General features: G+C 40.2%; 16 protein-coding genes. All 16 read left to right on the forward strand.

The window, feature by feature from the left end; all coding sequences use genetic code 11:
• The first annotated feature begins 57 nt into the window (after positions 1 to 57).
• On the forward strand, positions 58 to 1,266 hold the full coding sequence (locus T356_RS0110785; RefSeq protein WP_026514492.1) for a hypothetical protein: 1,209 nt from the start codon (positions 58 to 60) through the stop codon (positions 1,264 to 1,266).
• Positions 1,267 to 1,647: 381 nt separating this feature from the next.
• Positions 1,648 to 2,520 carry an alpha-1,2-fucosyltransferase gene (locus T356_RS0110790; RefSeq protein ID WP_026514493.1) on the forward strand — a complete coding sequence of 291 codons (873 nt, stop codon included), beginning with the start codon at positions 1,648 to 1,650 and terminating at the stop codon, positions 2,518 to 2,520.
• Positions 2,521 to 2,557: 37 nt separating this feature from the next.
• The gene (locus tag T356_RS0110795; RefSeq protein WP_026514494.1) at positions 2,558 to 4,357 is read left to right on the forward strand and encodes an ABC transporter ATP-binding protein; all 1,800 of its coding nucleotides are present in this window, start codon (positions 2,558 to 2,560) and stop codon (positions 4,355 to 4,357) included.
• A gap of 92 nt (positions 4,358 to 4,449) precedes the next feature.
• Positions 4,450 to 5,493, forward strand: a complete 1,044-nt coding sequence (locus tag T356_RS0110800; protein WP_026514495.1) for an alpha-1,2-fucosyltransferase — start codon at positions 4,450 to 4,452, stop codon at positions 5,491 to 5,493.
• Positions 5,494 to 5,537: 44 nt separating this feature from the next.
• A complete protein-coding gene (locus T356_RS19175; protein WP_242846594.1) occupies positions 5,538 to 6,299 on the forward strand; it encodes a DUF5672 family protein in 762 nt (253 codons plus the stop codon).
• Positions 6,296 to 7,336: a glycosyltransferase family 2 protein gene (locus tag T356_RS0110810; protein WP_026514496.1), complete on the forward strand. Its 1,041-nt coding sequence runs from the start codon at positions 6,296 to 6,298 to the stop codon at positions 7,334 to 7,336. The genes T356_RS19175 and T356_RS0110810 overlap by 4 nt, the downstream gene beginning before the upstream one ends.
• 2 nt (positions 7,337 to 7,338) lie before the next feature.
• The gene (locus T356_RS0110815) at positions 7,339 to 8,292 is read left to right on the forward strand and encodes a glycosyl transferase GT17 family protein (protein WP_026514497.1); all 954 of its coding nucleotides are present in this window, start codon (positions 7,339 to 7,341) and stop codon (positions 8,290 to 8,292) included.
• A gap of 5 nt (positions 8,293 to 8,297) precedes the next feature.
• Positions 8,298 to 9,473: a hypothetical protein gene (locus tag T356_RS0110820; protein ID WP_026514498.1), complete on the forward strand. Its 1,176-nt coding sequence runs from the start codon at positions 8,298 to 8,300 to the stop codon at positions 9,471 to 9,473.
• Complete coding sequence (locus tag T356_RS0110825; protein WP_026514499.1) at positions 9,466 to 10,914, forward strand: DUF3329 domain-containing protein; 1,449 nt, start codon at positions 9,466 to 9,468, stop codon at positions 10,912 to 10,914. Before T356_RS0110820 ends, T356_RS0110825 begins: the two co-directional genes overlap by 8 nt.
• Positions 10,915 to 10,981: 67 nt before the next feature.
• Positions 10,982 to 11,974, forward strand: coding sequence for a glycosyltransferase family 2 protein (locus tag T356_RS0110830; protein ID WP_026514500.1), 993 nt, complete (start codon positions 10,982 to 10,984; stop codon positions 11,972 to 11,974).
• Between the two features lie 6 nt (positions 11,975 to 11,980).
• Positions 11,981 to 13,189, forward strand: coding sequence for a polysaccharide pyruvyl transferase family protein (locus T356_RS19180; RefSeq protein WP_051563378.1), 1,209 nt, complete (start codon positions 11,981 to 11,983; stop codon positions 13,187 to 13,189).
• On the forward strand, positions 13,186 to 14,115 hold the full coding sequence (locus T356_RS0110840) for an alpha-1,2-fucosyltransferase (RefSeq protein ID WP_026514501.1): 930 nt from the start codon (positions 13,186 to 13,188) through the stop codon (positions 14,113 to 14,115). The genes T356_RS19180 and T356_RS0110840 overlap by 4 nt, the downstream gene beginning before the upstream one ends.
• Positions 14,115 to 15,695: a lipopolysaccharide biosynthesis protein gene (locus T356_RS0110845; RefSeq protein ID WP_026514502.1), complete on the forward strand. Its 1,581-nt coding sequence runs from the start codon at positions 14,115 to 14,117 to the stop codon at positions 15,693 to 15,695. Before T356_RS0110840 ends, T356_RS0110845 begins: the two co-directional genes overlap by 1 nt.
• 2 nt (positions 15,696 to 15,697) lie before the next feature.
• Positions 15,698 to 16,795, forward strand: a complete 1,098-nt coding sequence (locus T356_RS0110850; RefSeq protein ID WP_026514503.1) for a glycoside hydrolase family 88 protein — start codon at positions 15,698 to 15,700, stop codon at positions 16,793 to 16,795.
• Positions 16,796 to 16,951: 156 nt separating this feature from the next.
• Positions 16,952 to 17,209: a hypothetical protein gene (locus tag T356_RS0110855; RefSeq protein WP_026514504.1), complete on the forward strand. Its 258-nt coding sequence runs from the start codon at positions 16,952 to 16,954 to the stop codon at positions 17,207 to 17,209.
• Positions 17,210 to 17,377: 168 nt separating this feature from the next.
• Positions 17,378 to 17,935: a rubrerythrin gene (gene rbr, locus T356_RS0110860; protein WP_026514505.1), complete on the forward strand. Its 558-nt coding sequence runs from the start codon at positions 17,378 to 17,380 to the stop codon at positions 17,933 to 17,935.
• Positions 17,936 to 18,023 lie beyond the last annotated feature (88 nt).

Here is an 18,023-nt window from a genome sequence, read left to right on the forward strand (position 1 = left end):
AATGTACCACGGCAGAAGTGTCGGTTATTGGTTTATAAGGATTTCAGATAAAAAACTATGAGTAAGAAACAGATATTTAAGATAATAATTTTCATAGTGGCGGTTATGTGGCTTATCCCTCATATCACTTACTGTATCAGAACCCCCAGTGATGCGAAGGATAGGTTTGTCGGTTTTTATGCGGAAAAAAAGAATACGATAGATGCTGTTGTTATCGGTTCAAGTCCTGTTCCTTATTGTATTGCTACACCGAGGATTTACGGCGATATGGAGATAACCATGTATCCTCTTTCTACAAACATGCAAAGACCGGTTGCAGCAAAGTATCTTGTGGAAGAGGCTCTTAAGACGCAGGATCCGGATCTTTTTATCTTTGAGATGAAGATGTGGCAGGCAGAGGATGAGCAACTTATAAATGCAGATAAAGATAAGAACATGGGGCACACAAGGGAAGTTACGGATAACATGAAGTATTCTCTTAACAGGATTCGCGCCATCAATGCGATGGTAGATGAAGATTATGCAGATGATGCAGAAGATTCTGAGAATGATGAAGATAATGCAGAGAATGCTGAGAGTGACGATGGCGGCAAAGTTAATGAGGATATGAAACGCATTAACTTTTACTTTGATATTTTTAAGTATCATTCAAATTGGAAGACGCTTGTAATGTGGAGCCAGCTACGTGCGTTTTTTTATGAGTATCCTGATGATCTGAAAGGTTTTACGCCTTCCGATGAAGTAGGACCTGCTGAAAAAGGAAATTTCAGCAGCGTTACGGACGTAGAGAAGATGCCCCCGGAGCAGGAAGAGTATTTGGCGGATCTTATTTCATGTCTAAAGAAGCATAATAAGGATGCGCTCTTTATTATTACTCCTTTTACCGTAAGTGAAGAGGAGCAGAAGAAAATCAATTATATCGGTGAGTATGTAACCGAAAGAGGATACAAGTTCCTCGATATGAACAAGCATCTTGATGAAATCGGCTTTGATGAGACTACCGATTACAAAGACGGCGGAACTCATGTGAATATCGTCGGCGCCGATAAAGTGACGGTTTGGTTTGAAGATTACTTGTCAGAGAACTATGTTAAGACAGGCAAACTTGGCAAACATGACAGAAGACACGGCCGCAATTACAATTCCTGGAAGAAGTCTTACGACCTTTGGATGGAAGAACTCTCCCGCAGCGAAGATAAGATCCGTGAACGAATCGCGAACGGAGATTATTGGAAATCGGAAGTAAATGACGACGCGGAAGAATGATAGTGTAATTGTAACCGTTATACACTGAACGAAAGATGCAAAAAATGAATACAATGAAAAATTACGTCCCTCTCAGACAGACCGAAAGGGACGTAACTTTTTTTATGCTATATACAACATTATTTTTTGTATCTATATGATTTGGTAAATGTCAAAAAAGAAAAAGAAGCGGGTACCCCGTCTGGGCAATAGCCGTACGGTAACAAACTCGCTTCTAGTAAGCATAGTATAGTGTATTGATATTAAAATGTAAAGAAAAATATTAGTCGATTCCTTGATTAGGTATCCATAGATGTTTGAGTATATACACATTCTGGGTTATAATAATGTAGTGTATGCAATAAATTAGATGCTATACTGGGGACTTCATTCGGAGGGTGTATGATTATCATTCAACTTAAGGGCGGTCTGGGTAACCAGATGTTCCAATATGCGCTGTATACGGCACTGAAAAACAGAGGCAAGACCGTAAAGATTGATGATGAGACGGGATTTGTAAATGACAAACTCAGAGTTCCGGTTCTTTCGGGATATGGCATAAAGTATGATAAGGCAACAAAAGAAGAGATTGTCGCGCTTACGGATTCCAAGATGGATATTTTCAGCCGTATCAGAAGAAAACTTACAGGCAGAAAAACTTTTAGGATAGATGAAGTGTCGGGTAGGTTCGATCCCAAGATACTTGAACTTGAAGATGCTTATCTTGTGGGATATTGGCAGAGTGATAAATATTTTGCAGAAGAGAATGATATCAGGGATATCAGACATGCTTTTGAGAAGAGACCTCAGGAACTTATGAACGACGCAGTAAGCTGGTCTGTGCTTCAGCAGATTGAGTGCTGTGAATCAGTCAGCCTGCATGTTAGAAGAACCGATTATATTGATGCGGAGCACAAGCCGGTTCATAATCTGTGCTCTGAAAAGTATTACAAAGATGCGATAAATAAGATTATCAAGGAATATCCCAACGCGGTATTCTTTATCTTTACCGATGATAAGAAGTGGTGCAAAGAGCACTTCAAGGGGCCTAATTTCAATGTTGTTGAACTTGAAGAGGGTGAAGGCACCGATATAGCCGAGATGATGCTTATGAGCAGGTGCAAACATCACATTATAGCAAACAGCTCTTTCAGTTGGTGGGCTGCGTGGCTTAACGATGCACCTGATAAGATCATACTTGCTCCGTCCAAGTGGATAAACAATAAAGATATGGACGATGTCTACACGGACAGAATGACAAAGATTGCAATTTAAATAATACAAAAGAGGAATACAAGAAAACGTACAGATTATGAGTAATACCGATAATAAAAAAGTCAGTTTATTTTCAAAACTCAGATATATATTTGATAGAAAGCAGAAGGGACAGTTGGTTGTATTGGCTGTCCTTATACTCATTGGGGGTATTTTTGAGACATTCAGTGTTTCTATGATGATTCCCGTTATGACGGGAATTCTGGACCCGAACGCTATGCAGGATGTTATTGAGAAATACAGTGCGCTAAAGCGTATTGTGAAATTCTTTAATCTCGGTGTCGATGCTGAATTTGCTAAAAAACTTGCCGTAGCAATGATTATTTTGTTTTTTGTAAAGAATGTATATCAGATATTTCTTATTCACAGACAGAATACATTTATAACACGTGCCAGAAATGACATGATCAGCAGGGTTATGAGAGAGTTCCTTAACAGACCGTACGAGGACTATCTCGGAGCTGATATTCCCACTGTTTTCAGAATAACAGACAGTGATATCCCAAGAACATTTACATTAATGTTGTCGCTTTTATCACTTGCAACAGAGCTGATCGTTTCTATAGGGTTGGGTGCAGTAATCCTGATTATGCAACCGATGATGACGATTATTTGCGTAATTGTTTTTATTCTTTTGACACTATTCAATAGCAAGTTGCTTAAGCCAAGGCTTAATAAGATTGGAAAAGAGAATCAGGAGACACAGTCCAGGATTGCCAAATGGAGACTTCAGGCAATATACGGACTTAAGGATGTAAAAGTACTTAACAGACAGGATTTCTTTATAAGAAATTATTATGAATCCGGAAAAGTCGGTGCAGATCTTGCAAGAGACTATGCCGTTATGAACAATATTCCCAGAATTCTTATAGAGACTATATTTGTGACGGTTATTTTGGTATATGTATTATTTTCAATGTTAACAAGCGGAAATACAAAAGATGTGCTTGCGCAGTTGACTGCAATCGGACTGGCTGCTGTCAGGATTATGCCTGCCGTAAACAGGATAAACACATATCTTGCAGAGATTGCCTACAACCAGTACAGCCTTGATTTTGTATATAACAATCTCACGGATTCAATGAAGACGGATAAGGCGATGAGAGCGGAGAGAGCTGCAATCGCAGGTCCCGAGCTTCATTTGGAAAAAGAGATTGAGATAAAAGATATCACTTTTGCTTATCCGGACGCTGAGACAAATATATTTACCGGAGCAAATATGGTTGTTCCTAAGGGAAAATCAGTCGGTATCATAGGACCTTCGGGTGCCGGTAAATCAACTGTTGTGGATATTATCCTCGGCCTTTTGCATGTGCAGAGCGGTGAGATTCTCTGCGACGGAAGCAATATATTCAGTAATTACGATTCATGGCTTGCGCAGATAGGTTATATTCCTCAGACAATCTACATGGTTGATGAGTCTATAAGAGAGAACATTGCATTCGGTATAGATGCAGACAAGATTGATGAGGACAGAATCTGGGAAGTTATGGAAGAAGCCCAGCTTGCTGACTTTGTTAAGAGCCTTCCCGAAGGACTAGATACGAAGATTGGTGACAGAGGTGTGAGACTTTCAGGCGGACAGAGACAGCGTATAGGAATAGCGAGAGCTCTTTATCATAATCCCGAGATACTTGTGTTTGACGAAGCTACAAGTGCTCTTGATAATGAGACAGAGGCAGCAGTTATGGAGGCTGTCAACAGCTTCCACGGCAAGAAGACAATGATCATCATAGCTCACAGGCTCAATACTATTGAGAACTGCGACATAATCTATGAGGTCAAGGACGAGAAGATCACGCAGACTACTCTCGAGGGCAGAAACGTTATTCACTGACGCTGTGCAGGGATGTGCGGTTTACAGAACGGCGAATATTAGTTTTGCAATACCGCCCTCGAAATGCTTTCTTCTCAGAAGGAAAAGATAATATGATCGGAACAGAATTTATAAAAGGATACGGACTTGGAAATCAGCTCTTTTTCTATGTTGTGACAAGGTGCATGGCTGAGGAAAAAGGTGTGGATTTCGGTTTCATAAACCCCGGTCAGGTGGGAAACGTTTTTCACTCGAATAAGGGAATGTACTTTATGGACATTGACCTTGGAACTGAGATACCGCCTGAGGACAGGGATAAATACACAATCTTTAACGAGCAGGACGATCGCCTTTACATGGGCAATTCAAGGCACGACATGAGTAACGGGTGTTACATAAGCGGTGCGGACAAAAGACTTTTTGAGATTGAGGACAATACTCTTATCTACGGAAATCTCCAGGATGAGAGCTATTTTGAAAAATACAGAGACAAGATAAAGGACTGGCTCAAGGTTAAGCCCGAGGCCGAGTCGTATGAGTATACAAGCGATGACCTCTGCATTATCAACATAAGAGGCGGCGAGTATACAAATCATCCCGAGCTCTATCTTGACAGAAAATACTTTTTAAATGCGATAAAGCATATGAAGAAGATAAATCCAAATATGAGATTCATGGTGGTGACTGAGGATGAGGAAGCTGCAAGAAAGGTGCTTCCGGAGTACGAATGCCATCATTTCGACATGGGAAAAGATTATGTTACTTTGAAGAATGCGAGATATCTGATCTTGTCGAATTCATCTTTTTCCATAATGCCTGTGCTCTCAAGCACCGAGCTTAAGTATGCGATAGCGCCGAAGTACTGGGCGAGACATAATATCTCGGATGGTTTCTGGTCTTCCGAGCAGAATATATACAGTTTTCTTCACTATCAGGACAAAAAAGGCAGGATCTTTGAGGCGGATGAGTGCCGCAGGGAACTTGAGGAATATAAAAAGAGATCGGCACTTTACGCCGGAAGAAATATAAGACCGGGCAAGATAAGGCTCTTTTGCCAGATAATCAGAAGAAAGAGCCTGTACGGTGTCTTTTACCTAAAGAAGATTATCAGAAGCCTTGAGAAGAGAGTCGGAATTATCAAGAAATATCAGTATTGATCGGATTATAAATTTGATCAAAGTGCGATAGACAGAGGAACAAAATGGAAAAGAAGATTAAGCTCCCTCAGGTTACGCTCTGCGCAATGACAAGTGTCAATGTCTACGAGACTGTGCAGGCGCTTAAATACAGCATGAGGGAAATCGAGTTTGGTGACGTTGTTCTGGTATCGGATAAGAAGCCTTTTTATCTGCCCAAGAATATCAGATTCAGCTATACTTCAAAACTCGACAGCATTGATAAATTTAATTACAAAATGGTCTATGAACTTAAAGACCACATAAATACTGATTTTGTGCTGCTTGTTCATGCGGACGGATTTGTTATTCATCCCGAGAACTGGAATGATGAGTTCCTTGAGTACGATTACATCGGTTCGCCCTGGCCGCTCCCCAAGAACGATTATGCATACAGGGACAGCAAGGGCACGATATGCAGAGTCGGAAACAGCGTCTCCATAAGGTCCAAGAGACTCTTGGAATTCCCTTCCAAGTACAACCTTAAGTGGGAGAGGGTTGACGACGGATTCTACAACGAAGATATTTTTATCTGCTGTCATTCCAAGAATGCAATGGAGGAAAAGGGCTTTAAGTGGGCACCTTTTGAACTCGCACTTACATTCGGAAGAGAACATCCCTTACCTGAAAACAAGGGCATAGAGCCGTTTATTTTCCACAAGTGGTGGGGAGAAAATGCAAATTATCCCAGATTTTACAGCCCGAAGAAGCGCTTTAAGATGGCTGTCAGACCGTTCCTGTTTTGGAGAAAGACCAAAAAGTGGAAAGAGGAGCATAACATTACATGATCTTTTCAATCATAGTTCCCGTGTGCAACGGTGAGAAGTATATCCGCGAGGCGGTTGATTCTGCACTTGCACAACAAGTTAATAGTAAGGATATGTTTGAGATCATTCTTTCCGAGAACGGTTCGAGCGATAAAACGCCTGCAATATGCGACGAGTATGCCGCTGCGAACGATAATGTTTCCGTCATCCACAAAGGAAAGATAGGGCTTTATCAGGCAAGGCAGGAGGGAATAAAGGTCAGCAAAGGCGATTATATTCTTGCTCTTGATGCGGATGATAAGCTTGTTCCCGGAATGCTGTCAAAGCTTGCGGATCTTATCAGGGATTATGAGAAAAAAGGCCATGCTCCCGAGCTGATTTTTTTCAATGCGACAGAGCTTGGCGGCGATAAAAAAAGGCTTAAAGATTTTTCTTTTACAAATGGGAAAATCTACAGCGGCGAAGAGAAGCGTGCATTTAAAGAGCTTGTATTAAAGGGCGATTATCTTAATGCCATGTGGATAAAGTGTATTCACAAGAGCATTGCGCTTATAGATGTTGAGAGAATCGGACTTAACTATGGCGAAGATCTTCTGCAGACCGCGGAGTATGTCGACAGAGCGGGCGGAATAGCCTACATAGATGAGATTCTCTATTATTACAGAAGAAACGAGCAGAGTCTGACTGCGAGTTACAACAGAGCTTTTCTTGATAACCAGAAGATTGTTTGGGGAGAAATAGACAGAATAGGCGATAAATGGGGGCTTACAGATCTCTTTGATGTTCTTGATAAGAGAAAATCCCTTACCTGTGCCATCGCTGTGGCAAAGATTGTTTACTCCGGATTGTCATACGGACAGAAGAAGAGCAAGCTTTCAGAGCTGTTTGCGGATGACTTTTACAAAAAATATTTTGAGACAGATCTTCCGGATTTCGCACCCGAAGAGGATATACACGTTCATGGTCTTATGACTGTAAACGGCGGAAAGAGTCTCTACAGAGAAGCTTTTGTAAGTACTGTTAAGACTGCGATTAAGAAGATGATAGGCAGGGCATAAAGATGGTCTATGATTTGATACCATTTTTTAACGAACTTGATATATTGAAGCTAAGGCTTGGAATTCTTGATAAGTATGTGGATAAGTTCATTATTGAGGAGTCCACGGTTACTTTTTCAGGGGAACCCAAGGAACTTTGTTTTGATAAGAACAGAGAGCTTTTTAAGGACTATCTTCACAAGATAGTTTATATAACGGTTGATGATACACCTATGGATATCTCAACGCATGAAAGAGATTATTATCAAAAGAACTGCTTAAAGCGCGGACTTGAAGAAGTGGGCGCGACGGCAGACGATGTGCTGATATTCGGAGATGTCGATGAGATACCGAATCCGTCAGTTCTTGAGAATATCATTGCAAACTTTGACAAGAATAAGGTCTATCACCTGGCTCAGAGAAATTTCTATGTCTACATGAACATGGAAGAGAAGTCGGGAAAGCTTTTGTCCATAACGGGAGAGTTTCCGGAAATAGCTGAAAAAGACAGAAAGTGGCTTGGAACCAAGATCACTTCACTTGATAATATCCCTAAGGAAGGTATTGTAAGGCTTCGTGATATCATTCCCGTAACGGATGAGAGATCGGTCAGAGTTGCAGACGGCGGCTGGCATTTCGGATATATGGGCGGATACAAAGAGACCAATCCTGCTAAGAGGATAGGAGTTAAGGTCAAAGCTGCTGCTCATCAGGAGCACAATGACAAAGAGGTTCTTGCTGAGACTATGGATCATCTGGTTCTAGGGCAGGATATCTTTGGCAGAGCCGCAAAATTTGAAAGGGGCGAGATAGACGATTCATATCCTGCATATCTTCTTGAGCATATGGATGAATACGGACATCTTGTTATGCCCGGGATAACTGCCGCATCAAAGCTTTATCATTACTTGGATATTACGGCGGGAAGATTTATGAGAAAAGCTTTTCGCAAGATAAAAAGAATTCTTAGCAGGTAGATAACATGAACTTTTTAAGCGAAGAAAAAAGGGCTAAACTTAGTGAAGTTTTATTTTACGTTGCGCTTACCATAGAGCTTGGTATAATGCTTTTGGATAAGAGTGAGCTTTATTTACGTAATTTTTCAACTTATGTTTTTTATGTTACTTTCGCTATTTCGTTAATTGTTGTGCTTCTTATGGAGCATGACAAAAAAGAGTGGATAGTTTTAGGAGTGATATTTGCCTTTTCTTTTATATGTTGGAGGATCACAAGGCGAAATGACATCTTAAGATATACTGTATTCGTGATGGCTGCAAGGGATGTGGACGTTAAGAAGACTATGAAGTATGTGTTTTATGTCATGTCTGCCGGATTTGCATTTATAGCTCTTATGGCCGAATTGAAAATATACGGGAATATGGCGCTTCCGCTGCAGGATTTTGGAAGAGGCTATGAAGAAACAAGATATACACTTGGTTTTGGACATCCCAATGATTTCTATTCATGCATATTTTCAATCGTGCTACTCTGGATGTGGGTTTATGGTGAGACCTCAACGCTCAGGGAATGGATATTTGTATTTTTGATGAATTATGAAGCGTGTATACTTTCTCAGAGCAGAACAGGTAAGTATATAAGTCTTATTGCTTTCTTTGCGGGCTTTTTGGTAAAGTATGCGAAGAAATTCAGGGACAGCAAGATTGCTTACGTTCTTGCAGCAATAGTATCGCCGGTTTTGTGCGTGGCATTTTCCGTCTGGGCGGCAATTGTAAGCTATATACCCAGGTACGAGCTGGGGCACAAATACTATAATATAATAAGCAGTATTGATGATAAGCTGACCGGCAGGATACATGCACTTTCGCATGCGTACAGTAAACCTGCGGGAGCTATTGAGACATGGAAGCTTTTTTCAGACATATCGAGCGATGAAGCTTTTGATATGGGATGGGTTAAGATTTTTTACCAGTTTGGAATTATTCCGGGGATTGTGGTAGTAGCCATTGTTATTTTATTGATCGCTATCTGCTACAAGAAAAAAGATGTTTGGACATTGATCGTAATAATGTCGCTTTCTATTTATACTGTTGTTGAGGCGATATTTGTATCAAGGTTTATGGGAAGATTGTTTATTCTTCCTGTTGTCGGAGCTTATCTTGGGGAATTTGTACGAAAAAGGATAGGAGATAATGTCTGAAAAGATAAGGAAAAAGATTTTTTATATACTGATTGGCGTAGCCTTTGTTTCAGTGTTGATATATGCATTTTTTACTCCGAATATGTCTGATGATCTGAATTATATGAATGATGTGGCGGAAGCCAACAATTTCTTTGATCTCTTCAGGCAGGAATATGAGCACTACATGGGACACGGCGGACGAAGTGTTGCACATTTTATTCTCAGAGTCTTCCTGTATACGGGGACCAAGAATGTGTTTAATGTAGTTTCGGCGCTTGTATTTACGATTGAGTCACTTCTCATATACGTAAATGTTGATATGAGAAGGAAGTATGATGTCAGAGTTTATGCGATTGTTTTAAGTTTTTTATGGATGCTCGATCCTACGATCAGCCAGTCTGTATTTTGGGAAGACGGGGCATGTAATTACCTGTTTACAACAACTATCCTGTTGGGATTCATGACTTATTTCAGAAAATGCATGGATTCTGAAAAGAAGAATACGCTAAAGCTGATGCTTATAATGGCATTCTGGGGAATTCTGTCGGGATGGTGCAATGAGAATACTTCAGGCGGAGCAATTCTGTTTTTGCTTATTATGCTTTATCTTAAGTGGAGAGAAAAGAAGAGCTTTTCTTTTATAAAACCATGGATGATATGCGGGCTTATAGGAAGCTGTGCCGGTTTTGTGATAATGTTTTTATCTCCCTCAAATTTCACGAGGGCAGGCGATGCGGCAGATAAAGAAGCACATTCGGGTGTGCTGGGCATGATGGCAAGATTCCTTAAGATATTCCTTAATATAAAAGAGAATTATCTTATTCTTGTGCTGATGTTTGTTGTACTGTTGATAATTATTCGCAGTATATGTGTCTCCAAAGAAAAGTACGCAGAAGTAACAGCTTTTATGAAAATTATCGGATTCGTAGCTCTTGCTACGGCACTTGCGCTCATCGCAGTTCCGGGAGATCCGCAGCTCAGAGCTTATTACGGAGCAGGAATATTCCTGATGATTGCGGTTATTAACGGGCTTGGTGTTATGATGAATATGACCGATCTGACTGTTTCGGGTGAAGGAGAGAAGCTTGAAAGACTTCTTCAGGGAATATATACGTCAGCGGTTGTAGTAATGGGAATATGGTTTTCGTTTGAATATATCGAGCAAGGTGCAAATGTTGCCCGTGTATACAGGGAATATAGTGAGAGATACGCGTATCTTGAGGAACAGGCAGCGGCCGGAGAGGAAGATGTCGAGGTGCCTTTGCTCAGACCTGACTGGAAGTGCAAATATACAGAAATGGCGTATGATGCAGATATAATCGAAGGCTGGGGAGATCCGAATGACGAGGATCATCCGGAAAATAATATTTACTGGATTAACTCCCTTTATGCAAACCATTACAAATACGGATTTGACAGTCTGACCGGAGTTCCCAGGGATGACTGGACAGAATATTAATGTAGGAGCCGTTACATCGGATGTACGTTTATAATAGTTTTCGTTCGATGTAGCTTAGAGAAAGATTTTGAATACAGAAGTACTCGTTAGCATCATAATTCCTGTATATCAGGCAGAGGACACGCTCAGAGAGTGCGTCTTGTCTTGTGTTACTCAAAAAGGGATAGAAGACGATGCTTTTGAGATAATTCTTGTTGATGACGGTTCCAAAGACGCAAGTGCAAAGATTGCCGATGAACTTTCCGAAGAATACGGGCAGGATAAGATAAAGGTCAAGCACATCAAGAACAGAGGCGTATCCGGTGCCAGAAATATCGGCTTGGAGATGGCAACCGGAAAATATGTGTGTTTTGTCGATTCCGATGATACAATAGCTGAAAATTGCGTCGCAAATATGTATAATTATGCTGATGAAGGCACAGTCCTGATAGACGGGTGCAAGGATATCGATTCGCCATATGTGTTAAGCGGTTATCAGTATATTGAGGACTATGTTCTTGAGAGCAATACACATGTGTGGGGAAAGCTCTTTCTTAGAAAAAAGCTGAGAGATGAGCATATTATTTTTAAAGAAGGCCTTACTATCGGGGAAGATCTGCTTTTTTTACTTGATATTTCCGTTTCCGAAGGAAAACAGAAAAATATAAAGAGTGTTCCTGTAGGAACCGATGATTACAGATACACAGATAACGACAATGGAGCCATGAAGGCCGCTTTTAAAGTGAGTTTCTTGGATCAGCTTACATGCTGGGAGCTTGCTGAAAATAAGCTTAAAGAGGTGCATGAGTACCTTTCGATATATTCTTTTGTTAAGGTTGCCGTTTCACAGATACTTACAGCACTGCTGGTTATCGGGAAAGTATCGCTCATTCCCGAGAGTGAGAAGGACAACGATCTTGCGCGCGAAGCGGTTTATGCTTCAGGCGATAGGATAAAGCATGCTATGAAGACAAGAGGAGCATTTGCTGCATTGTCACTTGAACATAAGATAAAAGTGATAATGTTCAGGATAAGTCCGAAACTGTATTTGAAAATGTACGCTAAGTATAAGGACAGGTGAATATATATGAATATTGATTTTAACAGACCGATAATTTTATATATGCACGCCGGTTCGGGAAACCATGGTTGTGAGGCGATAGCCAACACTACTGTCAAAATGATCGCTGAACAGAGAGAGAGGACAGGAGCGGAGGAGGATCTGCCTCTTATCATTGTAACCAACAGCTGTGCTGAGGACAGGAAGTATTCTCTTGGTGTACTTGAGAAAAAGGGCCTTTGCACGATTGTTGAGGAAAGACACATTGATAGAAAATTCGTTGACCACGTGATCTATTACTTATGGCGACTTATAACCAGGGATAAACAGTCTTTTTTAAGATACAGATACAAGGATGCATTTGCTGAGTTTACGCGTGTAGCCGGAAAGATCAAGAAGGGAAAGGGAGTAAAGCCCCTTGCAATATCCATAGGCGGAGATAATTACTGCTATGAGAGTCTGGTTCCCGATCTGATCCTTGCACACAAGGTATTTATAAAAAAGGGATTTGAAACAATATTGTGGGGATGCTCGATTGAGCCAAGTTCCCTCAAGGACAAAAAGCTTGTTAAGGATCTCATGGCATATGATACGATCTATGCAAGAGAATCCATTACATATGACGCGCTTGTCAAAGCAGGATATGACGAGAGCAGACTTATTTTGGAAAAAGATCCGGCGTTTAGGCTGGATACGGCCAAAGTTCCGGGAATCAACGGTTTTCTTCCGGGCAATACTGTCGGAATAAACTTAAGTCCGATGGTGCAGGCGCTTGAGAAGACACCCGGAATTACTATGAAGAATTACAATAATTTCATAGAGTTTATTTTGAGAAATACGCATCAGAACGTTGCGCTCATTCCTCATGTTGTATGGAAGAACAACGACGACAGGAAGATACTCAAAGAGCTCTACGAGATACATAAATATACAGGAAGAGTTGTACTTCTTAATGATATGCCCGCTGAGAAGCTCAAGGGGTATATTTCAAAGTGTAGTTTCTTTGTGGGAGCAAGAACTCACAGTACAATTGCAGCTTATAGTAGCAATATTCCGACTCTTGTTATAGGATATTCAGTAAAGAGTAAAGGAATTGCAAAAGATCTTTTTGGAACGTACAAGGGATATGTACTTCCGGTACAGAAACTTGCAAGTGAAAATTCGCTTGTTGACGCATATATGCGTATTATGAAAATGAAAAAAATGGAAACAGAGGCACAAGGAGGAACACAATGATCATAATTCAGATTGCGGGCGGTTTGGGAAACCAAATGCAGCAATATGCGCTATATAGAAAACTCCTCAGTCTCGGAAAAGAAGTTAAGCTTGATATTTCCTGGTTCAGTGAAGAAGTACAGAAGAAGATGCTTGCTCCAAGAGAGTTTGAGCTTCCTCTTTTTAAGGATCTTCCTTTCGAAGTCTGTACCGATGAAGAGAGAGACAGATTTTTAAAGCAAAATCTTTTTTCGGCGATAAAAGGGAAAATAACCAAGAAACTTGGACTTACTGCATCTTCAAATCCAAATGTATTTGTTGAGACAAAGATGTACCACCCCGAGATATTTGAGTTTGAAGATAAGTATATTACAGGTTATTTCTTATGTCAGAAATACTATGAAGATATTATGGATGAACTTAGGGAACTCTTTGTATTCCCTCCTCACAGAGATTCCGATCTTGCAATGAGAAACAGGATCATCTCCGAGAAGATGGAGAGATTTCCTTCTGTCAGTGTACATCTTAGAAGAGGGGATTACCTCGATCCCGCAAATGTAAATATTCTCGGAAATATTGCTTCTGATGATTACTACAAGAATGCGATGGATTATTTTTTGAAAAAAGATCCTGAGACGCATTTCTATATCTTTACAAGCGATCACGATTACGCGAGAGAGCACTACGGCGATATCTCCAGATATACGATTGTTGAATGGAATAATGGCAAAGACAGTATACAGGATCTCATGCTTATGAGTCATTGTAAGGGTAATATCTGCGCCAATTCAACATTCAGCTTCTGGGGCGCAAGACTCAACAAAAGACCCGATCACGAAGTCATAAGAACATACAAGATGAGAAACAATCAGCCGATAGATCCCGAGACAATGCATGACTATTGGAAGAATTGGATTCTCATGGACAATAAGGGAAATATAGTTTAATGGGAAGAGTTCAGGCGGCGAAGAAGAATATTGTTTTTGGATTTGTGGGAAAGATTGTCACGTTGATCTTGCCATTTATTCTGCGCACTCTTTTTATAAAGGATTTAGATAAATATCTTGGTATAAACAGTTTATACGCTGAAATATTGTCGTTTCTGAACATGGCAGAGCTTGGAATCGGAACGGCAATTAATTTCAGTCTGTATGGTCCTGTAGCACGTGGCGAAAAAGAAAAGATTAAGTCATATATACAACTGTATAAGAAGGCTTATTACTACATAGCGGTTGTCGTGAGTGTGATAGGCATAATTCTTGTACCGTTTCTTGGCATAATAGTTAAACAGCCTAAAGACATGTTACTAGACCACAGAGACATTGTTTTATTCTATTTGATTTTTCTTTTTAATACTGTAAGCAGTTATTTTGTAGCTTATAAGTATAGTCTTTCGAATGCAGAGCAGAAAAATTATATTCAGGATAATGCATTTAATATAACAAAGACAGTCACTGTGTTAGTTCAGATTGTTGTTATATTAGCTACAAAAAATTTCTATTTTTTTCTCATTACGGATGCAATAATTCAGCTAATACAAAAGATTTTTATATCAAAATATCTTGATAATATGTATCCTCTTCTGAAGGAAAAGAATATTCAGAAGCTTAGTAAAGAAGAGGAAAATACTATATGGACCAAAACTAAGGCTCTAATGTTCCACAAAGTCGGTGATGTTATAAGACTGCAGACGGATGCAATTATTATGTCATCTGTTTTGGGAATAGATAAGGTTGGATATGTAAGTAATTACACTATGGTTATTCTTGCAGTGGCAGGCGTTGTTGATTCTGTGTTTAATTCGCTGACAACAAGTTTTGGTAATCTGATAGCAACCGAAAGTAAAGAAAAGCAGTATGGTATGTTTAAGATATATAGGTTTGTTGCTGCTTGGATATATGGTTTCTCCGCTGTTGGATTTATGCTTCTCATTACACCGCTTGTAGAAATGTGGACAAAGCATGCCAAAGGCGATGAATGGAATCCGGCCTGGTTACTTGTTCCGATAGCTGTGATCCTGTATGTTACGGATTATTACTTCAAAGGAGAAAGGAAAGTTCTCGTTAATTTCAAGACAGCGGCGGGAGTTTTTGAACAGGATAAGTATTTCGCATTGATTCAGGGTGTTGTTAATCTTATTTTGTCCGTCTGGCTGGCTATCGCATGGAGTGGAAATCCGCAAATCTTTGGTATTACCGTTTCAGGTGTTGCCGGTGTTTATGTTGGAACAGTGATATCGGGGCTTATTGCCAATATTACAAAGCCGGTTATTATTTATAGGACATGTTTTGATAAAAGCGCAGTTGGCTATTTTATTGATTCGTTTAAATATCTCGCATCTATGGCATTGGTCATGGTCATATGCTATTTGATTGGGAAGCGTGTTATGCCTGAGCCTACGATACTTGGATTTGCAGCAATGGTAGTTATTATTACCGTTGTATTTAACGGAGTATATTTCCTTTTATACGGAAGAAGTGAAGAATTCAGATATCTTTGTGGAAAACTCAAGACCAGAAAGGCGTAATTGTGGATAAAGCTGCATATTATGAAGTGGTCGGCAAGACCGTAGAACAGCTTAATAATATTATGAATGTCAGCCTTTCGGACAGGATAAAAGACCTTGTAAAAAAGGCACTTGGTAGAAGTGTGCGGACAAAAGATCCGTTCTTTTGGCATGCGGGGATGCTTATGGTAGGGCTTGTTTCGGCGCTTGAATGTCTTGAGAAGGTTCAAGATGCTAAAGAAATTAGCGATAAGATCAAGGCTTCTCTTGAAGGGCATGTGGATCTCTGGCTTAAAAAGACAGGCGGTAAAGTAAGCTTTGTAGATGATGCGCTTGCGGGATTTGCGCTTATTAAGGCTTATGAGATAACAGGAAATGAGAAATATAAGAAAGCTGCAGATGCGGTAAGTTCGTATTTAAAGAGTGCCGGAAGAGATGCGGAGGGCGCAATCCTTTACAATTCCGGAAGAAGCGGAAATATCTTCGCTGACGGAATCGGACAGGTTTCCATGTTTATGGCGGCCTGTGACGATAAGGCATTTGACAGTAACGAGCAGCTGAGACTTTTTTATAAAAACGGGATGGACGAAGCAAGCGGGCTTTGTTATCACGGATATGAACTTAGGAAAGATGCTGACGTTTACAAAGCTTCTAAGACTGGTTATGTTTATGATAGAAAAGGAATCCTTTGCTGGGGGAGATCGTTTGGCTGGCTCATTATGGGTGCTGGTGTAAATGCTTCTATGGGCAAGGCAAATGAAGAATCTTTGAAGCAATTTACAGGACTTTGTGAGGCTGCGCTTAAGTATCAGAGAAAAGACGGCGGCTGGAGCTGGCAGATGCAGGCTGTTGACGGGCATATAGATCTGTCTGCGACAGGAATGATAGCATATGCGCTTGGTTATGCGCTTAATAATGATGTCTTTGGAGAAGATGATATATCAGGCAGAATTAGAGAGGCGTTAAAGAGAGCAAAAGAGTGTATATATGCTCACACTAAGAGCGGAATCGTAACAGATTCGCTGAGTTCATGCGATGATTTTGCGGTGCATTATCAGACCTACGGAAACAATCCCTGGGGGCAGGGAGCGGCTTTGGCGGCTCTTTCCGTAATATATTAAACAGAAGAATGTGGAGGAAATGCTATTTGCTTTAGCATTTCTTCTTTTTTTGTATAATATTTTGCTATTGTCATGAAGAAGATATGATGGTATACTTCATGTAGTAATCAAAACTACATCAAAGGTTTTTGGTATCAATGTGCTAGGAGGTATACCGTGAATACCAAGGAATTAAAGAAATTCTTCAAGGAACATCTCGTTCCTTCAAAATTATATAAAGTTGGAGGACATCACAAAAATCGTGTATGTCTTGATAAAACAGAAAACGGATGGGCCGTATTCTTCCAGGATAAGAAGGAAAGGATCGGGGTTATAAACTTCCCTGACGAGGCTTCAGCCTGTGACAAGATGAAGGAAGAACTTCGCAAGATGATGGAGCAGCTTTATGGTGTAACATGGGCTCCTGCCAGATAATTGCAATGTGATTGTTTATGCGAAAGGTTATTGCTTATTTTAGGCAATAACCTTTTTATATGTAAAAGTTAAAAACATGCTTTTTATAAGGGCAATTCCTATGTTAAAATACGAATACAGGTAAATATATGGATATTTATCCAAAAATAAAGAGAAGGAGATTGAAATATGGCAAATTTAGAACCAAGAACAAACGAACTTAAAGGAACAGAGACAGAAAAGAATTTGCTTGCTGCATTTGCAGGTGAGTCTCAGGCAAGGAATAAATATACATACTTTGCTTCAAAGGCAAAAAAAGACGGCTATGTTCAGATCAGTAAGATTTTTGAAGAGACAGCCAATAACGAGAAAGAGCATGCTAAGCTTTGGTACAAGATTCTTACAGGAATCGGTTCAACAGTAGAAAACCTCAAAGAAGCAGCAGAGGGAGAGTCATACGAGTGGCAGGAGATGTATCCTTCTTTTGCAGCAAAAGCACGTGAGGAAGGATTCAATGATATCGCATATCTCTTTGACAGAGTTGCTGAGATCGAGAAAGAGCATGAGCAGAGATATAAAAAGCTCCTTGAGAATATCGAGAAAGACATTGTATTCTCATCAGACGGAGATTCAATCTGGATCTGCTCAAATTGCGGTCATATCGTAGTTGGACCTAAGGCTCCCGAAATGTGCCCTGTTTGCAATCATCCTAAGAGCTATTTCGAGAAGAAAGCAGATAACTATTGATAAATTAGAAGTTTACAAAGTTGTGTCATATGGGGATTGCCCGTGTGACAGTGTTTTATCTTAATATTGTTGAAATTGAGAAATCTCG

Origin of the sequence: Butyrivibrio sp. LB2008 (genome assembly GCF_000621565.1) — a bacterium.
Lineage (GTDB): Bacteria > Bacillota > Clostridia > Lachnospirales > Lachnospiraceae > Butyrivibrio.